Here is a 19772-nt window from a genome sequence, read left to right as displayed (position 1 = left end):
CTATAGCTTAATGCGGGTAAAATTTAAGATTGGGCTTTGGGCTTTCAGGTAACGGTTTTCGGCGGTGGGCTTTGGAAAAAAGCATGACTGTGGTTATTAAAAAATATTTTAACACTCTTTGCCTTGTGCCTGTTGCCTAGTGCCTAAACACATAACTTAAATCTTATTCTGCACGATTACTTAAAATACCAGACTTCTAAATATTTAATTCTAAGACACTATTTGCGCTAATGAAAAGCTTTCCAGAACCTTTTAAAAAAAGGGGCTAGGCTTTTCATTGCCTTTTTGTACTTGGTGTTCTTCAAATTATTTACTAAAAGACTTTACATATATAGTAAAACAGAGGTCCGAACCCTCAATTATCTTTTAATCCAAATTAAAAACAGACTATATGAGATCAATTAGACAATTTGTATGGATCGTTTTGTGCTTGCTTTCTTATGTTGGCTTGGCACAGGAGCGAGTGGTGACTGGTAAAATTACCGACGCATCGAGCAACCAAGGAGTTCCTGGTGTGAGTGTGTTGGTAAAAGGTAGCCAGCGTGGTGTTACTTCTGATGTAAACGGTGGCTATTCTATTTCGGTTGGCAAAGGTGCAGTGATAGTTTTTACTTCGGTGGGTTATGAAAAACTAGAAGTAGCTATTGATGGTCAAACAAAACAAGATGTAAGTTTAAAGCCAGATATTAAATCATTGGATGAGGTTGTGGTAGTTGGATATGGTACGCAGAAAAAAGCGAACGTAACAGGTGCAATGGCAAACTTCAATGCAAAAGATTTGGATCAACGCCCTATCTCTCGTGTTGACCAAGCTTTGGTAGGTCAATTGGCAGGTGTACAAGTAAAGCAAACATCAGGAACTCCTGGTAAAGGCTTTAGTGTGCAAGTACGTGGTTCGGGTTCAATTTCGGCAAGTAACGAGCCTTTATATGTGATTGACGGTTTTCCATTGGAAACTTCTGGACAAAATGCTTCTGGTGGTTTCAGTACAGGTAACCCATTGGACAATATCAACCCGAATGATATTGAAAATATTCAGGTATTGAAAGATGCTTCTTCTGCTGCTATTTATGGTTCAAGAGCGGCTAATGGTGTTGTATTGATTACCACGAAAAAAGGTCAGGAAGGAAAAGCTAAAATTACTTTTAATGCCTATTCGGGTATTACAAAAGCCGTTAGAATGTTGGATATGTTAAGTGCTGACGAGTGGGTAGATCGTGCAACAGAGATGATTAATGCTCAGTGGGTAGCTTCTGGTGTAGGTCGTACTGCATCTCAAACTACTGCCGAAAGAAGAGCCATCTTAGGTTTGGCTTCTACAGCAGTAAACTCAAACTTGATGTTGGATGATCGTTGGGCTCAAGCGGGTCACCCAGGATTAAATTATATCGACTGGCAAAAAGAAGCTTTCAGAACAGGTAAAGTAAATAACTATCAGTTGTCTGCAAGCGGAGGTAATAATTATGTGAAGTACTATGTGTCAGGTAACATGACTCACCAAGATGGTACAGTTTTGAATACCTATTACCGTAACTACTCAGCTCGTGCAAACGTAGAGGTAAAAGCAAACGAAAGATTGAAGTTTGGTGTAAACTTAGCACCATCATATTCTGAAGCAAATGACCCAGGGGTAGAAGGTAAAGACGCTATTTTGCATATTGTAGCAGGCATGACGCCAGTACAAGAAAATGGTTTAGATGCAAACACCGCTCAATATGGTCAATATCCATGGAGTGTGAGCCGTAATAGCCCTATTCGTCAGTTAGAAAGTAACATTGGTCTTACAAAAACGTTTAGAACAATTTTCTCAACTTTTGTAGATTATCAATTAGCAAAAGGCCTAACATTTAGAAGCTCTATCAACTTTGATAATACAGATTTGTCGACCAAAAGATACAGCCCAGACTGGGTAAATGGTAGTTTGTCTGCACGTACTACAACGCCAGGTTTGTCTACTTCAGGTAGTTTCTCGACCTTGAAAAAACAAACTTTTGTAAACGAAAATACCTTGTCGTATTCTACTACAATCAACCAAGACCACGATATTTCGGCAGTAGCTGGTTATGCGTATAACTTGACAAAAATCGGAACATCAACGATGTCATCAAATGGTGGTTATAACAGTAGTACCATTACAAGTTTGAATGCCGCAGTAAGTGTAACAGGTAATACCAACGAAACACAAAATGTATTGTTGTCTTATTTTGGTCGTGTGCAATATGGCTACAAAGGCAAATACTTGTTGTCAGCGAGTGTTCGTCGCGATGGTTCTTCTCGTTTTGGTGATAACAACAAATGGGGTCTATTCCCATCAGCTTCGATTGGTTGGAGATTGAGCGAAGAAGATTTTATGAAGAATGTATCTTCAGTGAGTGATTTAAAATTGCGTGCAAGCTGGGGTAAAGCTGGTAACTACAACATTGGTGATTATAGCAGTATCTCTACTTTGGGCTTCTATAATTATGATTTTGGTGGTGCACAAGCGGGTGGTCAAGCGCCAAACCGTATTTCTAACCCAGATTTAACTTGGGAAAAATCATCTACTATCGATGTTGGTTTGGATGTAGGTTTCTTGAAAAACCGTTTCACTGCATCTTTTGACTATTACACAAAACGCAATACGGATTTGTTGTTGAACGTACCTGTTCCTCAAGCTACGGGTTTTGCTACCTCATTGACTAACATCGGTGAAGTATTGAACAAAGGTTGGGAATTAGAGGTAACTTCTCGCAACATCAACAACTCATCTTTCCAATGGACGACATCGGTTAACTTGAGTCATAACGAAAACCAAGTGGTTCACTTAGGGCAAGGTGATGCAACAATTTATATCCCATCGTCATTTGATATTCCTCACAGTGTATTGCAAGTTGGCGAGCCAATGTATGCTTATCACTTAGTTAAACAAGTAGGTATTTTGACACAAGCCGATATTGATAATAAAGTAGCTTTGTTCGGTACACAAACTGTTGGAGATCCAAAATATTTTGATGCTAATGGCGATGGTAAAATCGATGCCAATGACCGTGTATATGCTGGTAAACCAAACCCAGATTTGGTATATGGTATGACTAACACATTCAAATACAAAGGTTTTGATTTGACAGTATTAGTTCAAGGACAATCAGGTGGATATGTATATTCATTGTTTGGTCGTGCGGTTGACAGAACTGGTCAAGGTTATACAGACAACGCTTTGGGTATTTACAGAGATCGTTGGCGTTCGGTAGATAACCCAGGTGATGGTTTGAGAGGTAAGGCTTATTCTACATTTGGTCGTATCAAAAACACAGACTGGTTGTGGTCATCAGATTACTGGAGAGTTCGTAACATCACTGTAGGTTATGATTTGGGTCAAGTAATCAGCAAAAAATATGTAAAAGGTGCTCGTATTTATTTCACAGCTGAAAACTGGTTTGGAGCAGACAAGTATAAAGGTGGTTGGAACCCAGATGCAGTAAATACTAACTTAAGTGGTGATAACTCATTCCCACAAGGTGGTGATTACGGCGGTTTGCCATTGTCTCGTTCGTTGATTTTAGGTCTTAACTTGACATTCTAATAAGGCATTGAGGGTTGGGTTTTTGTCGAAAAGTGCCCAACCTCCATGAAGAAACCAAAAGATCATATCCTTTACAGATAATTACATTGACAACATGAAAAAAGTATTTTTATATATAGCATTGGCTGCATTAGGTTTGACAAGTTGTACTGACGAACTTGACCAAACACCTATTTCGAGTGCCACAACTTTGACATTTTACCAAACAAACAACGACTTCTTGCAAGGCATCAATGCAGTTTATGCTTCTTTGTCTGCCTATCCTGAACGTCAGTTGAATTTATCAGAAACTCGCTCAGACAACTTGTATGCAGTATCTGACGGTGGTGTGCGCGACTGGGAGGGAATTAACTCTTTCCACCAAACTATTTCTTCGAACCCTTACGTTGCGGAGGCTTGGAGTGCCAACTACAGTGGTATTTTTAAGGCAAATAACTTCTTAGACCAGTTGACAAAAAATGGTTCTGTGATTACAGACCCTGCTTTGAAAACTCGTTTGGAGGCAGAAGCTCGTTATTTACGTGCGACATTCTATTTCGACTTGGTGCGTTGGTTTGGTAAAGTCCCAGTAATTGATAAAGTAGTTTCACAAAACGAAGCTCTCGCAATAAGTCGTTCTTCGGTAGCAGATGTCTACAAATTAATCATTTCTGATTTACAATTTGCAGCAACCAATTTACCTGTAAGTTATACAACAACCAACGTTGGTCGTGCTACAAATAATGCCGCAAAAAGCTTGTTAGCTTTGGTTTATATGACTCGTTCGGGTGCTACTTATGGTATCGAAGGACCAGGTATCAACTCAAATGAATGGTCACAAGCGTTAACCTTGTTAAATGATGTGATTGGTTCAGGGAAATATGCTCTTCAAAGCACTTATGCTGGGGTTTTCTCTTACACGAATGAAAATAACAGTGAAGTGGTTTTCGATGTACAATACATCAGCGGTGGCTTGGGTTTAGGAGCAAGTTTCCCTTGGATGTTGGCTCCTGATACTTATTTTACTGCCAATGGTTTGGGTGCTCAAGGTGGTTTGACTATCCGTCCAGTTTCTTCAGACTTGGTAAGTACTTATGAAGCAGCTGATGTTCGTAGAACATTCTCAATCTTGACGGGATACACTTCAAATGGTGTGCAAGAAACACGTCCATTTTTCAAGAAATACCTTGATTTGTCAAAATATGGTAAAAGCCGTACAGACTGGCCTATCAACTTTATCGTGACCCGTTATGCAGATATTTTGTTGCTAAAAGCTGAATGCTTAATGCGTACTAATAACGGTGTTTCCACTGACGAAGCTATTGCTTTGGTAAACCAAATTCGTAAACGTGCTGGCTTGGCAAATATTACAACGTTGACATTAGACGGACTTTTGGCAGAGCGCCGTAAAGAGTTTGCCGCTGAAGGTTCAAGATGGCATGACTTGGTACGTTTTGGAGTAGTCGACAAAGTGATGGCTGCATGGATTCCTAAAGAAGATGTATTGAAGCAAATGAAATCATTTACGACAAACTACATCATCTATCCAATTCCTCAAACAGAAATTGATGTAAAAACTGGTCTATATACACAAAATGCGGGATACTAGATAGTCAAGAAATTGTGCTGACGAGTTTTACTTTGATGTCCAATTTCGATACAAAATCTAGTTTGGGGTTTGAAATTAGTTTATGATTTTTTAATCTAATTTCCTAATATACCTCCGCTATCTTCATGAAGGCTTGAGTTGTTATGACTCAAGCCTTTTTTTATGAAAAGATAAAGTGACAATGTTCAAGCTCCAGAAATATAAGGATGATATCATTGCTGCAATGGTTAACATGGAAGTATATATTTATAAAATAAATTCTTTGTAAATCTATACTTTTCGTCGATTAACTATAAATTGCATCAAAAGTGAAACTGAGCATTTGACACATGAAAACAACTTACCAATTTCTATCCCAACTCATAATTCGTACACCTGCATTTTCTTTTAATGATGATTTTGATGAAACTTTTCTTTTTCAATTATTAGAAAACCCCCAATTTTCGGAAGCCTTGTATTTAGCTTCTCCTGTACTTTTTGAAGAAGCCTTAGCATTAAAAAATCAAGAAAAAGTTGATGCTAAGAAGAAACAAAAAGTCTTATTTTCACTATCGAAATACTACACTCGTATGTGTTCGAGGTGTACGCCATTTGGTCTCTTTGCAGGTTGTGCTGTCGCCGAATGGAATGACGAAACTTCCATCAAATTTTCAGAATCCTTCTACCGACATACTCGTTTAGATATGCACTATGCTGGGGCTTTAGCGCAGCGTTTAGCAGAAATTCCAGAGATAGCACAGCGTATTTTATATTTCCCTAATTCAAGTCAGTATAGACTAGGAGAGGAGTTTCGTTATGTGGAATATCGCTATGTAAATGGAAAGCGACATCACCAGATTTCAGCCATCGACTATTCGCCCTATATTGAGTTTATCTTGCAAAAAGCCCAATCGGGTGTTACTTTACTTGAACTGGCGTCGTCTTTGGTTGACGACGAAATTACACTCGAACAGGCAGAGGATTTTGTGACTGAACTTATTGCTACGCAACTCTTAGTTAGTGAGTTAGAGCCTGCTATTACTGGAGAAGCCTTTACACAACAGCTTATAAAGATTCTTGCACGCATCAATTATAACGGAGACTTGGATGGAATCTTATCAATTCTTCATAAGGTTGAGAAAGCGTTGGAATATATTGATAAACAGCCTTGTAATACTGTTGAGCATTATACTCAAATCATGGAGTTACTTCAGCCTTTGGGTATTCCTTTTGAGGAAGGCAAACTATTTCAAACTGACAGAATCAACCAGCTCGAACAAACTTCTATTCAGAAAGATTTACAGGATGATATTAGTGATGCGATAGAGTTTCTCTACAAAGCACAGACGTCAAGCGAAAATAGTACTCTACAACAATTTATCGACCAATTTTATAAAAGATACGATGCTCAGGAAGTTCCTCTGCTAGTAGCATTGGATACCGAGGCGGGCATTGGATATGGTATAACTGGTAAAAATCAGTTGACGCCGATTGCCGAAGGTTTGAGTGCAAAAAGGCAGGTATCTTCCACAAAATCGTGGCAAATGGGTAAATGGGAGCAATATCTGTTTCAACAATGGCTCGAAGCTTATCGCCAAAACGCTTTTCAAATTGACTTGCAGGAAAAGGAAATAGCACAACTTTTTTCGGATAAACCTCCCATGGCGGCGTCTATTCCTGTAATGTTTCGTTTGACGGGAGATAGCCAGTATCCCATGTATCTCGAAAATATTGGAGGTTCGAGTGCCATCAACATTATCGGGCGTTTTGCGCATGCTTCAGAGGAGATACTGTCTGTAGCTAAGGAAATTGCCACACAAGAACAGTCTCAAAATCCAGAGGTAATTTTGGCAGAAATTGTGCATCTTCCCGAAAATCGTGTGGGAAATATCATTCTTCATCCTGCTTTTAGGCAGTATGAAATTCCCTATTTAGCAAAATCTTCGGTGGAGTCAGCAAATCAATTGGCTTTAGATGATTTGATGGTGTCGGTAGATATTATGGCTAGGAAAGTAATCTTGCGCTCAAAAAGTCTGCAAAAAGAAATAGTACCTCGATTGAGTAATGCCCATAATTATATCCATAATGCTGTGCCTGTGTATCATTTTTTAGGTGATTTACAACATCAAGGTCAAACCAATTCTGTAGGCATCAATTGGCAAAAAGTTTATCCCGAAGCTTCTTTTTACCCAAGAGTTTGTTTTAAAAATATGATTTTAGAGCCAGCTACTTGGCAATTGCAACGCAAGGATTTTGAAAAATTACTCAGACAGTCTGAAAACCAAGAAGCCTTGGATTTATTCCTTGAAGAATGGAAACTACCTCAACGATTTGTTTTATCGGATTCGGACAATGAGTTATTGGTCAATATCCAGAATCCTTTGAGTGTTCAAACCTTTTTAGATACCATCAAAAATAGGTTAGAAATTACCCTCAAGGAGTTTTTGTTCAATCCAGAATCTGCCATTTTTCAAAATAATCAACACAAAGGCTTTACCAATCAGGTAGTTGCATTTTTAGTAAAAAAAGAAAAGCACTATACTTCAAAGCCACTTCTTGTGAAGCCTCTTGAGTCTACACAAAGGTCATTTGCCTTGGGTTCTGAATGGCTCTATTACAAGGTTTATTGTGGTGTACAGTCAGCGGAGGTCATTCTTTCGGAGGCGATTACACCTGCGTTGACGTACTTGAAAGATTCTAATTTGATAGACAATTGGTTCTTTATCCGTTATGCAGACCCCGAGAAACATATTCGATTGCGATTCCATTTGAAAGATGTAAATGCCATAGCCCAAGTATTAACCACTATCAATCAGGCACTTTTGATTTTTAAGGAAAATAATCGAATCTCTCAAATTTTGGTCGATACCTACGAACGAGAATTAGAAAGATATGGCGCAAATATTATGGAAGAAACCGAACAATGGTTTGGTGCTGATAGCGAAATGGTGCTCGGTTTTATTAATGCAACCACGAAGGAAAATAGGAATGATTTGCGATGGATATTTGCTTGTAGAGCATTGGATACCCTATTGAATGACTTTGACTGTAATATTCAAGCCAAGTGTTCTCTAATGGAGTCGATGAAAGATAGCTTTGCCAGAGAGTTCAATCTAGACAAACCTATGAAGCTATTACTTGATGCAAAATTTAGGGAAAATCGTACCGTACTTGAACAATTTTTGGCATTATGGTTCACAGAAGAACATGAATATGCACCACTTTTATCGCTAATTCAAGCTCGTTCAATAGGTACATCAGATATTATTAAGTCAATTTTGGAAAAGCAAGACATTAATTATCGCTCGAAATATCTCAGTGATTTGATTCACATGACCATCAATCGGGTAATTCCTGATGGTCAGCGAACGCACGAATTATTGATTTATGACTTTATGTGTCGCTATTACAAATCGCTAATTGCTAGAGGTAGGTGATAGACAATTTCAGATTTGGGATTTCTGATTTCGGATATAAGGTGAGATATCTTTATTTGTTACAAAAAATAGAAGCCTACATTTCCGAAATCTGAAATCCCAAAATCCTTCGCACACTACTAACTCATCATTCACAATTCATCACTCACAACTCCTATCGATCTGTGAGCGTTTTAAGAAAAGCGATAAGAGCAGTTTTTTCGGCTTGACTCAATTTGAGTTGTTCATCTGAAAGGGTTTGATTTTCCAGACTTACGCCCAAACCTACTGCGCCACCATGATCGTAAAAGTCAATTACGGAGTTCAAATCTGGATAGGCGCCGTTGTGCATATAAGGTGCTGTTTTTTCAATATTGCGAATGGTAGGTGTTTTGAAGGCAAAATGCCAGTCAGTAACTTGCGGATTATAGGTGCCACGCCCTAAATCTTTGTCTAATTTTTTGCTTTGAGGTTGGTCAAAAACACCTAAAACTTCTGATTCAGTTTTCTGAAAATCGGGAGGAACGGTTCCGTTAAATAATGGAAAGAAATGACAAGTACCACATTTGGCTTTTCCCATAAACAAATTAAATCCTACTTTTTCCGTTTCATCCAAAATACCTTTTCCTTTCATATATTGGTCAAAACGACTCTTAAAAGGTGATAATGAGCGAACGTAAGATGCTATGACATTTCTTAAATGTCTAGTTTCTAGTTTATTCATTTTTGGAAAAGCTTTTTGAATAGCTTGTTTGTATTTTTCATCCTTTTCGATGAGAGATAAAGCCTTTTCTAAATTTCCCTTCATTTCTAAAGGATTATGTACCACTTTTTCAGCTTGTTCCTCTAAGCTACTGACGCTCAAATCATAAAATTGTTTGCTTTGCAAGCCAGCGTACATGAGGGTAGGAGTATTGCGTTGTACTTGTTTTCCCAAAATACCTTTGGCTTTTTTGAGTCCGTCGGTAAACGCTTTATCAGGTTGGTGACAAGTGACACAACTTACGCCATTTCCATTGGAGAGAACAGGGTTGAAAAATAACATCTGTCCCAATTCAACTTTGGCAGGTGTAGTATATGAATCAGCATTATGCGTGTAAAAATCTCCACTAAAAGTATCGTCGTCAAAATAAGAGCTTGCCTCCGCAGAAAGAATACGAGTATCTTTCATCGGTGGTATTTCTTGAAGTTTTTGCCAATTGACCAGACTTTTGGTGAGCGGTTGAAGATACTGTTTGATACAAGTTAGTGCATCGAAACTTTCGTTTTTTTGTGTTTCTAAAAATTGAATAGTTTCCAAAAAAGCTTTTTCTAAATCGTTATCAATCTTTCCAAAAAGACTCAAATAATTGGGTAAATGAGCCAATGCCGCTTTGCTCTCAGCAATTTTGTTTTGCGAAAGTGGAGTATCAAACCCACTTAGCCCTAATGAACTTATCCTAAATATCTCTAATCGAGCCGCATCCAAACACTGATTTGGCATGTATTCTAGTTCCTGTAAAGTTTGGTATCGTTTGAGTTCTGTTTGAAGTTTGTTGATTTGATGAACCAGCTCCTGATGATTAGCCGTATCGATTTTTGGAAATACATATTCTTCAATTACCTGAAAACCACCAGGCTCATTAATCATATTTTCTTCGATTTCAATCTCATTCAAAGGTGCGCCATTGACCAATCTTGTAGCCGAAGGCATGAAGTATTCGGTGATAAATTCCATTTTTTTATAGGCTATTCTAGCTTGAAGAAAAGCGTTTTGTATCGAATCTTGTGGTTGTTTGGTCACTACAGTTTGCTGTAATTTTGATACTTGTTCATTCAAAATACCCAAATCTGTTGCCATTTGTTTCTTAAAAGCAAGGGTTGGGTCTTCTGGTTTGCAAGACCATAACAAGGAAATAAGGAAAAGTAACGTATATTTTTTCATTTTACTAAAGAATAAAAATTGCCCCTGATTAGAATAACCAAGGGCAATATGACTAACGAGAGATTTTATTTATAATTGATCTAGGATTTTCGTTTATCTTGGTACGCCAGACAAAATTACAACTTGTCCGCCTTCTGCATAAGATCCAGTGCTACTATCTGTAATACTTTTTGCAACAGTCGAGTTACTGCCATCAGGATTGCTATACTTCATGTCACGCCAAGTATGTGGGTGAACGTTCAACAAAAATGTGCCAGGAATACCCACAAGGTCAGAAATATCGTACATGGCACCGTATTCCCAAGAGCTCAAAGTATTCACATTTAAAGGATTATATTTTGCATTGAAAGTAGCATCTGTGCGACGATGATTCATTTCAATCATTGGTTTCAATGCTTTCGTAGCGATATTGTATTGCCACACGCGACCATCGTGCTTATTATCAGCATAGAATGAGTCACCATCTTCCTGAATGTAAACGTAGTTTTCTGTCACGCAAATGTTGTCAGGGTTTACAATGCTATTACCTGGGTCTACAACACCATCTACTAACGCTTCCAATGTTCCTTTTAATGGATTGTTAGCATCAAGTGCCAAGTGGTACACACGTCCCCACATAGTTTTGCCAGTTACAGGGCTTTTCTTGTCACTTTGACTTACACCAGTCGCAGTAAAGTAAACATCGCGATTTTTTGAAGCAGAACCTTTTCCGTAGTCAACATCCTCTACACGAGCAAATTGAATTGCATTTTTTGTTACAGAAAGCGCTGCAATTTGTGCACCTGTCAAGGTTTTAGCATTTTCAATTTCTACAAATTCTACATCATATTTCTGTCCAACAGCAATATTCGTCTCAATTGGGTCATTGTTGGTTCTTTTCAAGAAATACAATTTTCCATTGTTCAAGTCTCCAACGGTATTAGATACATAAGCGACCAACTGACCATTGGTGTCGTCTTCTCCAATAATAATAACAGTTTTACCTGCAAAAGCTTCTTTGGGAAGTGGAACTGCATTTTCCATACTTGCTTTACCCAAAGCTGGTAATACTCTAGAAGCATCTTTTTTGCCCGAAATATCAGCCAAAGGGCTAATACCATGTACTAAAGACTCAGCACCGCTTTCGCCCGCTGTCAAAAACATAGGACCAAAACCATGAATTTCTGGCGTAGCCAATGTCGCTGAGCATAAACGCCATGTACCACCATCACCATCGAGAATATATTCACCTTTGGTTGGTTTTAAGGTCTTGTCAAGATATACTCTTGATACCGAACGAATAATTTCATGGTTGTTAATCAAAATAAAACCTTCACCAGAAGGATTTTTCATCAAGCCCGCACCGTCTGGTTGTGCGCCAAATACAAAATTAGGAGAATCTGTCAGCTTATCATCCGAGCTAATAAGGGTATTAATTTTAACAGCATCAAAACCCGAAAGTGTTGTTACCAACGATGGATTTACAGAATAGTCTTTGATTACAACTGGTGTACTAGGGACACCGTTTTCATCTTTTTGGCATGAGGTGATACCAGCCAATGCCAAAGATGACATTAGAGAGATAGATAAGAATTTTTTCATAAATTTTTAAATGCTTGTATGTGGTTGGGTTTCCAACCTTCATTTTGAATTTCGGTAGCAAAGGTAGGTCTATACTTTAGCTTGAAGTTTAGAGAAATGTTAAGGGTTTGTAAATCTATTTAGTCCCACATGACTGTTTATAGTTATTTCAGATTTAGGGTTATTGATTGTCGTAACATTGAGAAATACCTTTATTAATCCAAATCCTGCCGCCCGACTTACAATCTTACAATTGTCCCTTCACTATCAAATTTTAGCTTTCTAAATAATTTTTAATCAATTTTTTCTTTGAATTAATCAATAATATATTTAAAATTGCATACTAATATTTGTCATGACAAATATTAGTAAAAACAATAATAGCCATGCCAATATATCATCGTTTGGGAGATATTCCCTCCAAAAGACATATTCAGTTTGAGAAACCTACTGGAGGTTTGTTTTACGAAGAATTATTCGGAACGATTGGTTTCGATGGAATGTCTTCATTGTTGTATCATCATCACCGACCGACGCAGGTTAAGGAGATTCTCGAAAGTATTTCAACCGCTCCCAAAATTGCGATTGACAAAAATATTGCTTCTCGAAAGCTCATTGGTTTTAATGTTGCACCTGCCCAAGATTTTTTGGACAGTCGAGTTACCTTGATGGTCAACAATGATTTGCACATTGGCGTGGCGGCTCCGCAGCAATCACTTCGCACTTACTATTATAAAAATGCAGACGCAGACGAACTTCTATTTATTCATAAAGGAAAAGGGACTTTGCGTACTATGATGGGAAATATCCCTTTTGAGTATGGTGATTATCTTGTTATTCCAAGAGGGATAATTTACCAAATTGATTTTGACACGACAGATAACCGTCTGTTTTTTGTGGAATCATTTCATCCAATTTATACTCCCAAAAGATACCGTAATTATTTTGGGCAAATGATGGAGCATGCACCATTTTGCGAGCGAGATTATAAGTTGCCACAACAACTCGAAACGCATGATGAGACAGGTGATTTTTTGATAAAAATCAAGAAGCAACAAACACTTCATTCAGTTGTATATGCTGCACACCCGTTTGATGTAAAAGGTTGGGATGGCTATAACTATCCATGGGGATTTTCGATTCATAATTTTGAACCGATTACAGGGCGTATTCACCAACCGCCGCCAGTACATCAAACCTTCCATACCGATGCTTTTGTGGTTTGTTCGTTTTGTCCACGGTTATATGACTATCATCCAAAAGGCATTCCAGCACCATATAATCATTCCAATATCGACTCCGACGAAGTGTTGTATTATGTAGATGGTGATTTTATGAGTCGTAATGATATTGCTCAAGGACATATTTCGCTTCACCCTGGTGGCATCCCACACGGGCCACATCCAGGTGCGATGGAACGAAGTATTGGTAAAACCGAAACCCATGAGTTAGCTGTAATGGTAGATACCTTTAGACCTTTGATGTTGACCGAGGCTGCCATGAAAATAGATGATGGGAAATACTACCAATCATGGCTAGAGAAATAAGAATGTAATAATGTAGAATTGTGAATGTAATAAGGTATTCACAAAAACGGAAAAAAATAGAAGTAAAAAGGAATTGTTTCCTCACTAAAACAAATTTCCCTAACTCACAACTCCTTAATCCTTAAGAAGATGGAATACGACTTTAAACCTTTTTCGATGTCGCAAGATTATAGTTGCTATACATCGGACGATAGAGAAGTTTGGAAAATTCTTTTTGAACGACAAATGGCACAACTGCCCAAGTTGGCGAGTAAAGAATATCTAGCTGGCTTGGAACGTGTGCGGTTTTCGGCCGAGAAAATTCCTAACTATGCTGAAACTAATGTACTGTTGCGTGGATATACGGGTTGGCAGATACATGTAGTGCCAGGACTGATTGCGAACCGACCATTTTTTGAATTAATGCAAGCCAAAAACTTTTGTGCTTCGACTTGGCTTCGAAAACGAGAACAATTAGATTATTTGGAAGAACCAGATATGTTTCATGATATTTTTGGTCATGTGCCTTTGCTATCTAACCCTTCAATTTGCCATTTTTTAGAAGAATTAGCCCGAATTGCCTTGCGATTTGTAGACGATGAGGAGGCAATCGAATACATCGCTCGGCTGTATTGGTACACCATTGAGTTTGGTTTGATTCGAGAAAATGGAGAACTAAAAATCTATGGTGCTGGAATATTGTCTTCTTCAGGCGAAAGTGTGTATTCGCTAAAAGCAGTTACAGTAGAAAGAATCCCTTACAATGTGGTCAAGATTTTTGATACCCCTTATATCAAAGATCACTACCAAGCTCAATATTTTGTGATTGACTCCTACGAAGATTTATTCCACTCTATTCCTTTGATTGAACAAGAATTAGAGAAAAGAATAAATCTAAAACATAAGAAAAATACTTTTACTTTTCACGACTCAGAAATCGGAAGACATTATGCTAGTATCTGAAAATACCCTTGCGCCAGCTATGGCAACTACCGACTTTTTGCCACTTAATGGCACTGATTATATCGAAATGTATGTGGGCAATGCTCGTCAATCAGCGCATTATTTTCAAACAGCTTTTGGGTTTCAACCATTGGCGTATGCAGGTTTGAGCACTGGTTTGAAAGACCGTGAAAGCTACGTTTTGGTGCAAGATAAGATTCGTTTGGTGCTTACAACTCCATTGGTGGGTAATACCGAAATAGGGCGTCATATCGACTTGCATGGCGATGGTGTCAAAGCTGTTGCTTTGTGGGTGGACGATGCACGAAGTGCTTTTGAAGAAACGACCAAACGTGGAGCTGTAGCTGTTTTTGAACCTACTGAAGAGTCTGATAAGAATGGTTCTGTAGTTCGTTCTGCTATCAAAACTTATGGAGATACCATCCATGTATTTGTGGAGCGCAAAGCATATCAAGGTATTTTCTTGCCCAACTTTATTGCTTGGAAACCGAGCTATCAACCATCAGAATTAGGATTGAAATATGTAGATCACATGGTTGGCAATGTAGGTTGGAACGAAATGAACACTTGGACTACTTTTTACGAAAAAGTAATGGGCTTTTCCCAAATGGTGTCTTTTGACGATAAAGATATTTCGACGGAATATACGGCTTTGATGAGCAAGGTAATGTCGAATGGCAATGGTAGAATCAAATTCCCGATCAATGAGCCAGCCGAAGGAAAGAAAAAATCGCAAATAGAAGAATACCTTGATTTTTACGGAGGCTCTGGTGTGCAGCATATCGCTGTAGCCACTGACAATATTCTCGAAACGGTACAAGGAATGATGGCAAGAGGCGTAGAGTTTCTGCAAGTACCTTCAAATTACTATGATTCTTTACTCGAAAGAGTTGGGCAAATAGACGAAGAAATTGAGTCGCTTCGTACCCTTAATATCTTGGTAGATAGAGACGAAGAGGGTTATTTGTTGCAAATTTTCACTAAGCCTGTGGTTTCAAGACCTACGGTGTTTTTTGAAATTATCCAAAGAAAAGGTGCTAAATCCTTCGGAAAGGGAAATTTTAAAGCACTTTTTGAAGCAATTGAAAGAGAACAAGCATTGAGAGGTACCCTTTAATCAATAGATTGGTGGTTTATTAGAAAAGCGTTGGTAGGTTATTGAGATTTTCTATTATATTTGAACACTAACAGTTGTTTTAACAAATACAACTGTTGCACATAACAAACTATCGCAATACTCATATATACCTTTTTCTGATATGACTACCAATCCAAGTGACTCACGTGCGTATTTCTTCAAAATAGATACCACCATGAAAAAAATACGGCAGAGTCTCCAGAAAAAACTAGACGATGCCCAGCTTGATATTACGGTTGACCAATGGGTTTTGTTAGATCACATTTATAGAAGTCAAAAGAATGGCATTAGCCAAAACGAACTAGCCGAGATGACGGTAAAAGATGCCCCCACCGTTACCAGAATTATCGACCTTCTGGTAAAAAAGGGCTTGGCCGAACGTGCTATGGCCGAAAATGACCGTCGTCGATTTAATATTAGTTTGACTGCAGATGGCGAAAAGAAATTTCATGATGCTTTTCCAATCGTGGCCGAAGTCAGGCGCAAAGGTTGGGGCGATTTGTCAGAAAATGACTATCAAACTTTTGTTCGTATTCTTGATTCTATTTATAACAACATAACTGGTTAATTATAGAGAAACATCTCCTACAAGCCCAATCGTTATCAGTAAACCCTTTTTTCATGGTGGTTTGCGGTTAAAGTAAAATGTTCTGTTCGGAAGATTTGGAAATGTCTCCAATTCTTTTGACTTTCAGGTAGTTATGTTTGTGTGTAATGTCTTTTAAGTACTTGCACACAAACGTTAAACTGCCTTTTCCTATTTTACTGACCCCTTAATTTCATCCAAACTAATGATGCAAACCATTCCAACTTGGCTAGATATACCTGCCGATTCAGATTTTAGTATTCATAATTTACCTTTTGGGGTCTTTTCAACGCAAAACACGCCTTTTCCAAGAATTGGAGTAGCTATAGGTGAATATATCCTTGATTTACATTTTTTGGTATCCGAGGGTGCTTTGGATGGATTGAGTTTTGATCTCGAAACACTTCAAGAGCCTGTCCTGAATTCGTTTATGGCTTTGGGCAATGAGGCTGTAAGAGAGCTTCGTGGGAGACTACAGTTTTTACTATCTCAAGCTACTACCGAAAGAGAGGCGATAGAGGAGGAGGGACTCACACTGCAAGTAGATGCGATGATGCACTTTCCTTTTTTGATAGGAGATTATACCGATTTTTATTCGAGTTTGGAGCATGCTCAAAATGCTGGGAAATTATTCAGAGACCCTGCCAAAGCATTGTTTCCCAATTGGAGACATTTGCCCGTAGGTTACCATGGTCGAGCCTCTTCAATTCAGTTGTCGGGTATGGATTTTTATCGTCCTTGTGGTCAAATTATCGATAAAGAACTCAGCACGCCAGATAATCCTATTCCCAAATTTAGTCCAACTCAAGCATTAGATTTTGAGTTGGAAATGGCTACTATCATCGGCAAACCTTCAGAATTAGGAGAAAGAATTTCAGCAAAAAATGCAGAAGAACATATCTTTGGTTTTGTACTTTTTAATGATTGGTCTGCCCGTGATATGCAACGTTGGGAATACCAGCCACTAGGGCCATTTTTAGGAAAAAACTTCTTTTCTGCTATTTCTCCTTGGGTGGTTACACTTGAGGCATTACAATATTTTAGAGTTGAAAGTCCTGTACAAGATCCTGAGGTTTTAGATTATTTGAAGACAAGTGGCGAGCGAAATTTTGATATTCATTTATCTGTAGCGGTACAACCAGAAGGCGCTGAACCAACTACCGTTACCCAAACAAATTTTAAACACATGTATTGGAATGTGGCGCAGCAAATAGCGCATCATACAGTCAATGGCTGTAATCTCAACACGGGAGATTTGCTAGCGTCGGGTACTATCTCTGGCTCAGAATTGGGAAGTTACGGGTGTTTGCTGGAAATTACAGAAAATGGTAAAAAAGCATTAACATTAACCAATGGTGACAGCCGTATATTTCTACAGGATTACGATTCGGTAGTGATGAAAGGCTGGGCAGAAAAAAATGGTATAAGAGTGGGGTTTGGAAATTTACACAATAAAGTTTTGCCCGCCAAATAAAACTTTTAACATCGATATTGCTGTTTTATCATTAGAAAATATTGGTTTAAAGACTGATAGGTTCAAAAATATTCATAATTCACGATTCAAAATTCAGCATTTATACTTATGCTATCTCTCAACCCTAAAGATATGGCGGCGCGAGTATTTTACTCGTATATGACCACATCCATCGCTCCTCGACCTATCGCTTTTGCCTCTACGGTTGATGCCGATGGAAATGTCAATTTAAGCCCTTTTAGTTTTTTTAATATCGTTGGCATTGACCCTCCGTTATTGGTTTTTTCTCCCAATAATAGAGGTCGTGATAATTCGAAGAAGAATACAACCGAAAATATTGAGGCTTTTCCTGAAGTTGTAATCAATTTGGTGGATTATGCCATGGTTCAACAAATGTCTTTGTCGAGCTGCGAGTTTCCCAAAGGAACCAACGAGTTTGAGAAGGCTGGTTTTACCGAACAAGCATCTGTCCTAGTAAAGCCTCCAAGAGTCGAAGAAGCGCCAGTGCAGTTTGAGTGTAAGGTTTTAGAAATTAAATCTTATGGTACGTCTAACATTGCCATTTGCGAAATAGTGATGGCACATATAGCCGAAAATTTGTTGGATGAGCATGGAAAAATCGACCAGCTCAAGACCGACTGGGTTGCCCGTATGGGCGCGGATTGGTACGCACGTATCACGCCTGAAGCGATGTTTGAAGTGCCCAAACCAAATGTGCATTTGGGTGTAGGCGTGGATAGTATTCCCGAATTTGTTAAAAAATCAACAATATTTGATGGCAATGATTTCGGTAAATTAGGGAATGAAAGTAATCTACCGTCTGAAGAGGATAGCAAAACCTATCTTTTAAATATTGAAGCAAAACCTAGTTTATCTTTAGCTAAAACACTTCTCGATCAAAACAAAATTCGAGATGCTTGGGCAGTGATTTTAGGATTGAAATAGAAAATATTTGCCTTAGGCTTTATGACTTTAGCTAAGATATTTGTATCCAAGAATAATTTACAGGAATAATCCCGAATTTTTAGGATTGGGATTATTCTCCAAGTTTTCATCAAAAAAGCGGTCGAAAAATATTTTTCGACCGCTTTTTTGATGAAACTATTCTAGCTGTAGAGACGCAATCATTGCGTCTCTACAGCTAGAATACAAATGTTAAAATAATCACTCACTCGCTCAATCACTAAATCGCTCAATTCAAGATGACTCATGTTTATCCAAATACTAATATTCCTGCGAAATAGGATGAATCATTAATTCATCGATTACCACATGTTCGGGTGCTGAAAGAATAAAACAGATGGTATTCGCCATGTCTTTTGATGAAAGGTATTTGGCTTGGTATGGGTCGCCTTCCTCTCTTTTATGAAAATGCGTGTCAACCACGCCCGAATACACCACAGACACCTTGATTTTATCTTTTCTTACTTCTTTTCTCAAAGCCATCGAAAAAGCATCTTGGGCGTATTTGGAAGCACAATACAAGGATCCTCCATCAAATACTCGTTTGGCAACATCCGAGGCAATATTGATAATATGCCCTTTTCCTGCATTTTTCATCAAAGGCACAGCTTCACGACAGAACAAGAATGTGCCTTTTACATTCGTTTCAAAAATAGAATCCCATTCTGAAGTACTGATTTCGGTTGCTTGTTTGAATACCCCAAAGCCCGCATTGTTTACCAAAGCATCAATTTTACCGAACTTTTCTGCTGTTTCGGATACTACATTTTTGACAAAATCTTCGTCAGCAACACTCCCAGCAAAAACCACTACTTGAGCGCCCAAGGATTCGGCTTCTTGTTTTACTGCTAATAATTCTTGTTGGTTGCGTGCAACTAAACTGAGGTTTGCACCATCTTTGGCTAAAGTAATTGCCAAAGCTTTGCCTATGCCACGGCTAGCGCCTGTGATTAGGATTGTTTGGTTTTGTAAAGACATATAATTTTGAAAATTGTTTATAAAAATAAATTTTCTGTAAATGTAAAGCTTCTTTCATGAAATCTTGATATTTCTTGGCTTGTGTACAGTATTCAAAACTAATGGAAATATATGC

General features: G+C 38.3%; 12 protein-coding genes. 9 read left to right on the top strand and 3 right to left on the bottom strand.

What is annotated here, in order from left to right; all coding sequences use genetic code 11:
• The first annotated feature begins 391 nt into the window (after window positions 1-391).
• From QM491_RS00500 to QM491_RS00490, 3 genes are all read left to right on the top strand, one after another.
• Entirely contained in the window at window positions 392-3562 is a 3171-nt protein-coding gene (locus QM491_RS00500) for a SusC/RagA family TonB-linked outer membrane protein (protein ID WP_283325300.1), read from the top strand.
• 94 nt (window positions 3563-3656) lie between these two features.
• A complete protein-coding gene (locus QM491_RS00495) occupies window positions 3657-5150 on the top strand; it encodes a RagB/SusD family nutrient uptake outer membrane protein (RefSeq protein WP_283325299.1) in 1494 nt (497 codons plus the stop codon).
• Between the two features lie 329 nt (window positions 5151-5479).
• Window positions 5480-8566, top strand: coding sequence for a lantibiotic dehydratase (locus QM491_RS00490; RefSeq protein WP_283325298.1), 3087 nt, complete (start codon window positions 5480-5482; stop codon window positions 8564-8566).
• A 154-nt stretch (window positions 8567-8720) separates the two neighbouring features.
• On the opposite strand, the gene QM491_RS00485 is transcribed toward QM491_RS00490, so the two are convergent.
• Both QM491_RS00485 and QM491_RS00480 read right to left on the bottom strand, forming a co-directional pair.
• Entirely contained in the window at window positions 8721-10469 is a 1749-nt protein-coding gene (locus QM491_RS00485) for a cytochrome-c peroxidase (protein WP_283325297.1), read from the bottom strand.
• A 93-nt stretch (window positions 10470-10562) separates the two neighbouring features.
• A complete protein-coding gene (locus QM491_RS00480) occupies window positions 10563-12050 on the bottom strand; it encodes a PhoX family protein (RefSeq protein WP_283325296.1) in 1488 nt (495 codons plus the stop codon).
• Between the two features lie 365 nt (window positions 12051-12415).
• On the opposite strand from QM491_RS00480, the gene QM491_RS00475 reads away from it, so the two are divergent.
• The 6 genes from QM491_RS00475 to QM491_RS00450 all read left to right on the top strand — a co-directional run bounded on the left by QM491_RS00475 (window position 12416) and on the right by QM491_RS00450 (window position 18661).
• Complete coding sequence (locus QM491_RS00475) at window positions 12416-13576, top strand: homogentisate 1,2-dioxygenase (RefSeq protein ID WP_283325295.1); 1161 nt, start codon at window positions 12416-12418, stop codon at window positions 13574-13576.
• A gap of 129 nt (window positions 13577-13705) precedes the next feature.
• On the top strand, window positions 13706-14518 hold the full coding sequence (locus QM491_RS00470) for a phenylalanine 4-monooxygenase (RefSeq protein WP_283325294.1): 813 nt from the start codon (window positions 13706-13708) through the stop codon (window positions 14516-14518).
• Entirely contained in the window at window positions 14505-15635 is a 1131-nt protein-coding gene (gene hppD / locus QM491_RS00465) for a 4-hydroxyphenylpyruvate dioxygenase (RefSeq protein WP_283325293.1), read from the top strand. The genes QM491_RS00470 and hppD overlap by 14 nt, the downstream gene beginning before the upstream one ends.
• Before the next feature lie 142 nt (window positions 15636-15777).
• On the top strand, window positions 15778-16224 hold the full coding sequence (locus QM491_RS00460) for a MarR family winged helix-turn-helix transcriptional regulator (protein ID WP_283325292.1): 447 nt from the start codon (window positions 15778-15780) through the stop codon (window positions 16222-16224).
• 223 nt (window positions 16225-16447) lie between these two features.
• Entirely contained in the window at window positions 16448-17716 is a 1269-nt protein-coding gene (gene fahA / locus QM491_RS00455; protein WP_283325291.1) for a fumarylacetoacetase, read from the top strand.
• Window positions 17717-17824: 108 nt separating this feature from the next.
• Window positions 17825-18661: a flavin reductase family protein gene (locus QM491_RS00450; protein ID WP_283325290.1), complete on the top strand. Its 837-nt coding sequence runs from the start codon at window positions 17825-17827 to the stop codon at window positions 18659-18661.
• A gap of 279 nt (window positions 18662-18940) precedes the next feature.
• On the opposite strand, the gene QM491_RS00445 is transcribed toward QM491_RS00450, so the two are convergent.
• Window positions 18941-19657 carry an SDR family oxidoreductase gene (locus QM491_RS00445; protein WP_283325289.1) on the bottom strand — a complete coding sequence of 239 codons (717 nt, stop codon included), beginning with the start codon at window positions 19655-19657 and terminating at the stop codon, window positions 18941-18943.
• Window positions 19658-19772 lie beyond the last annotated feature (115 nt).

The organism is Flectobacillus longus, from assembly GCF_030056705.1.
GTDB classification, from domain to species: Bacteria; Bacteroidota; Bacteroidia; order Cytophagales; family Spirosomataceae; genus Flectobacillus; species Flectobacillus longus.
Note: the sequence above shows the minus strand (reverse complement) of the source record. Positions and strands in the feature narration are given on the sequence as shown.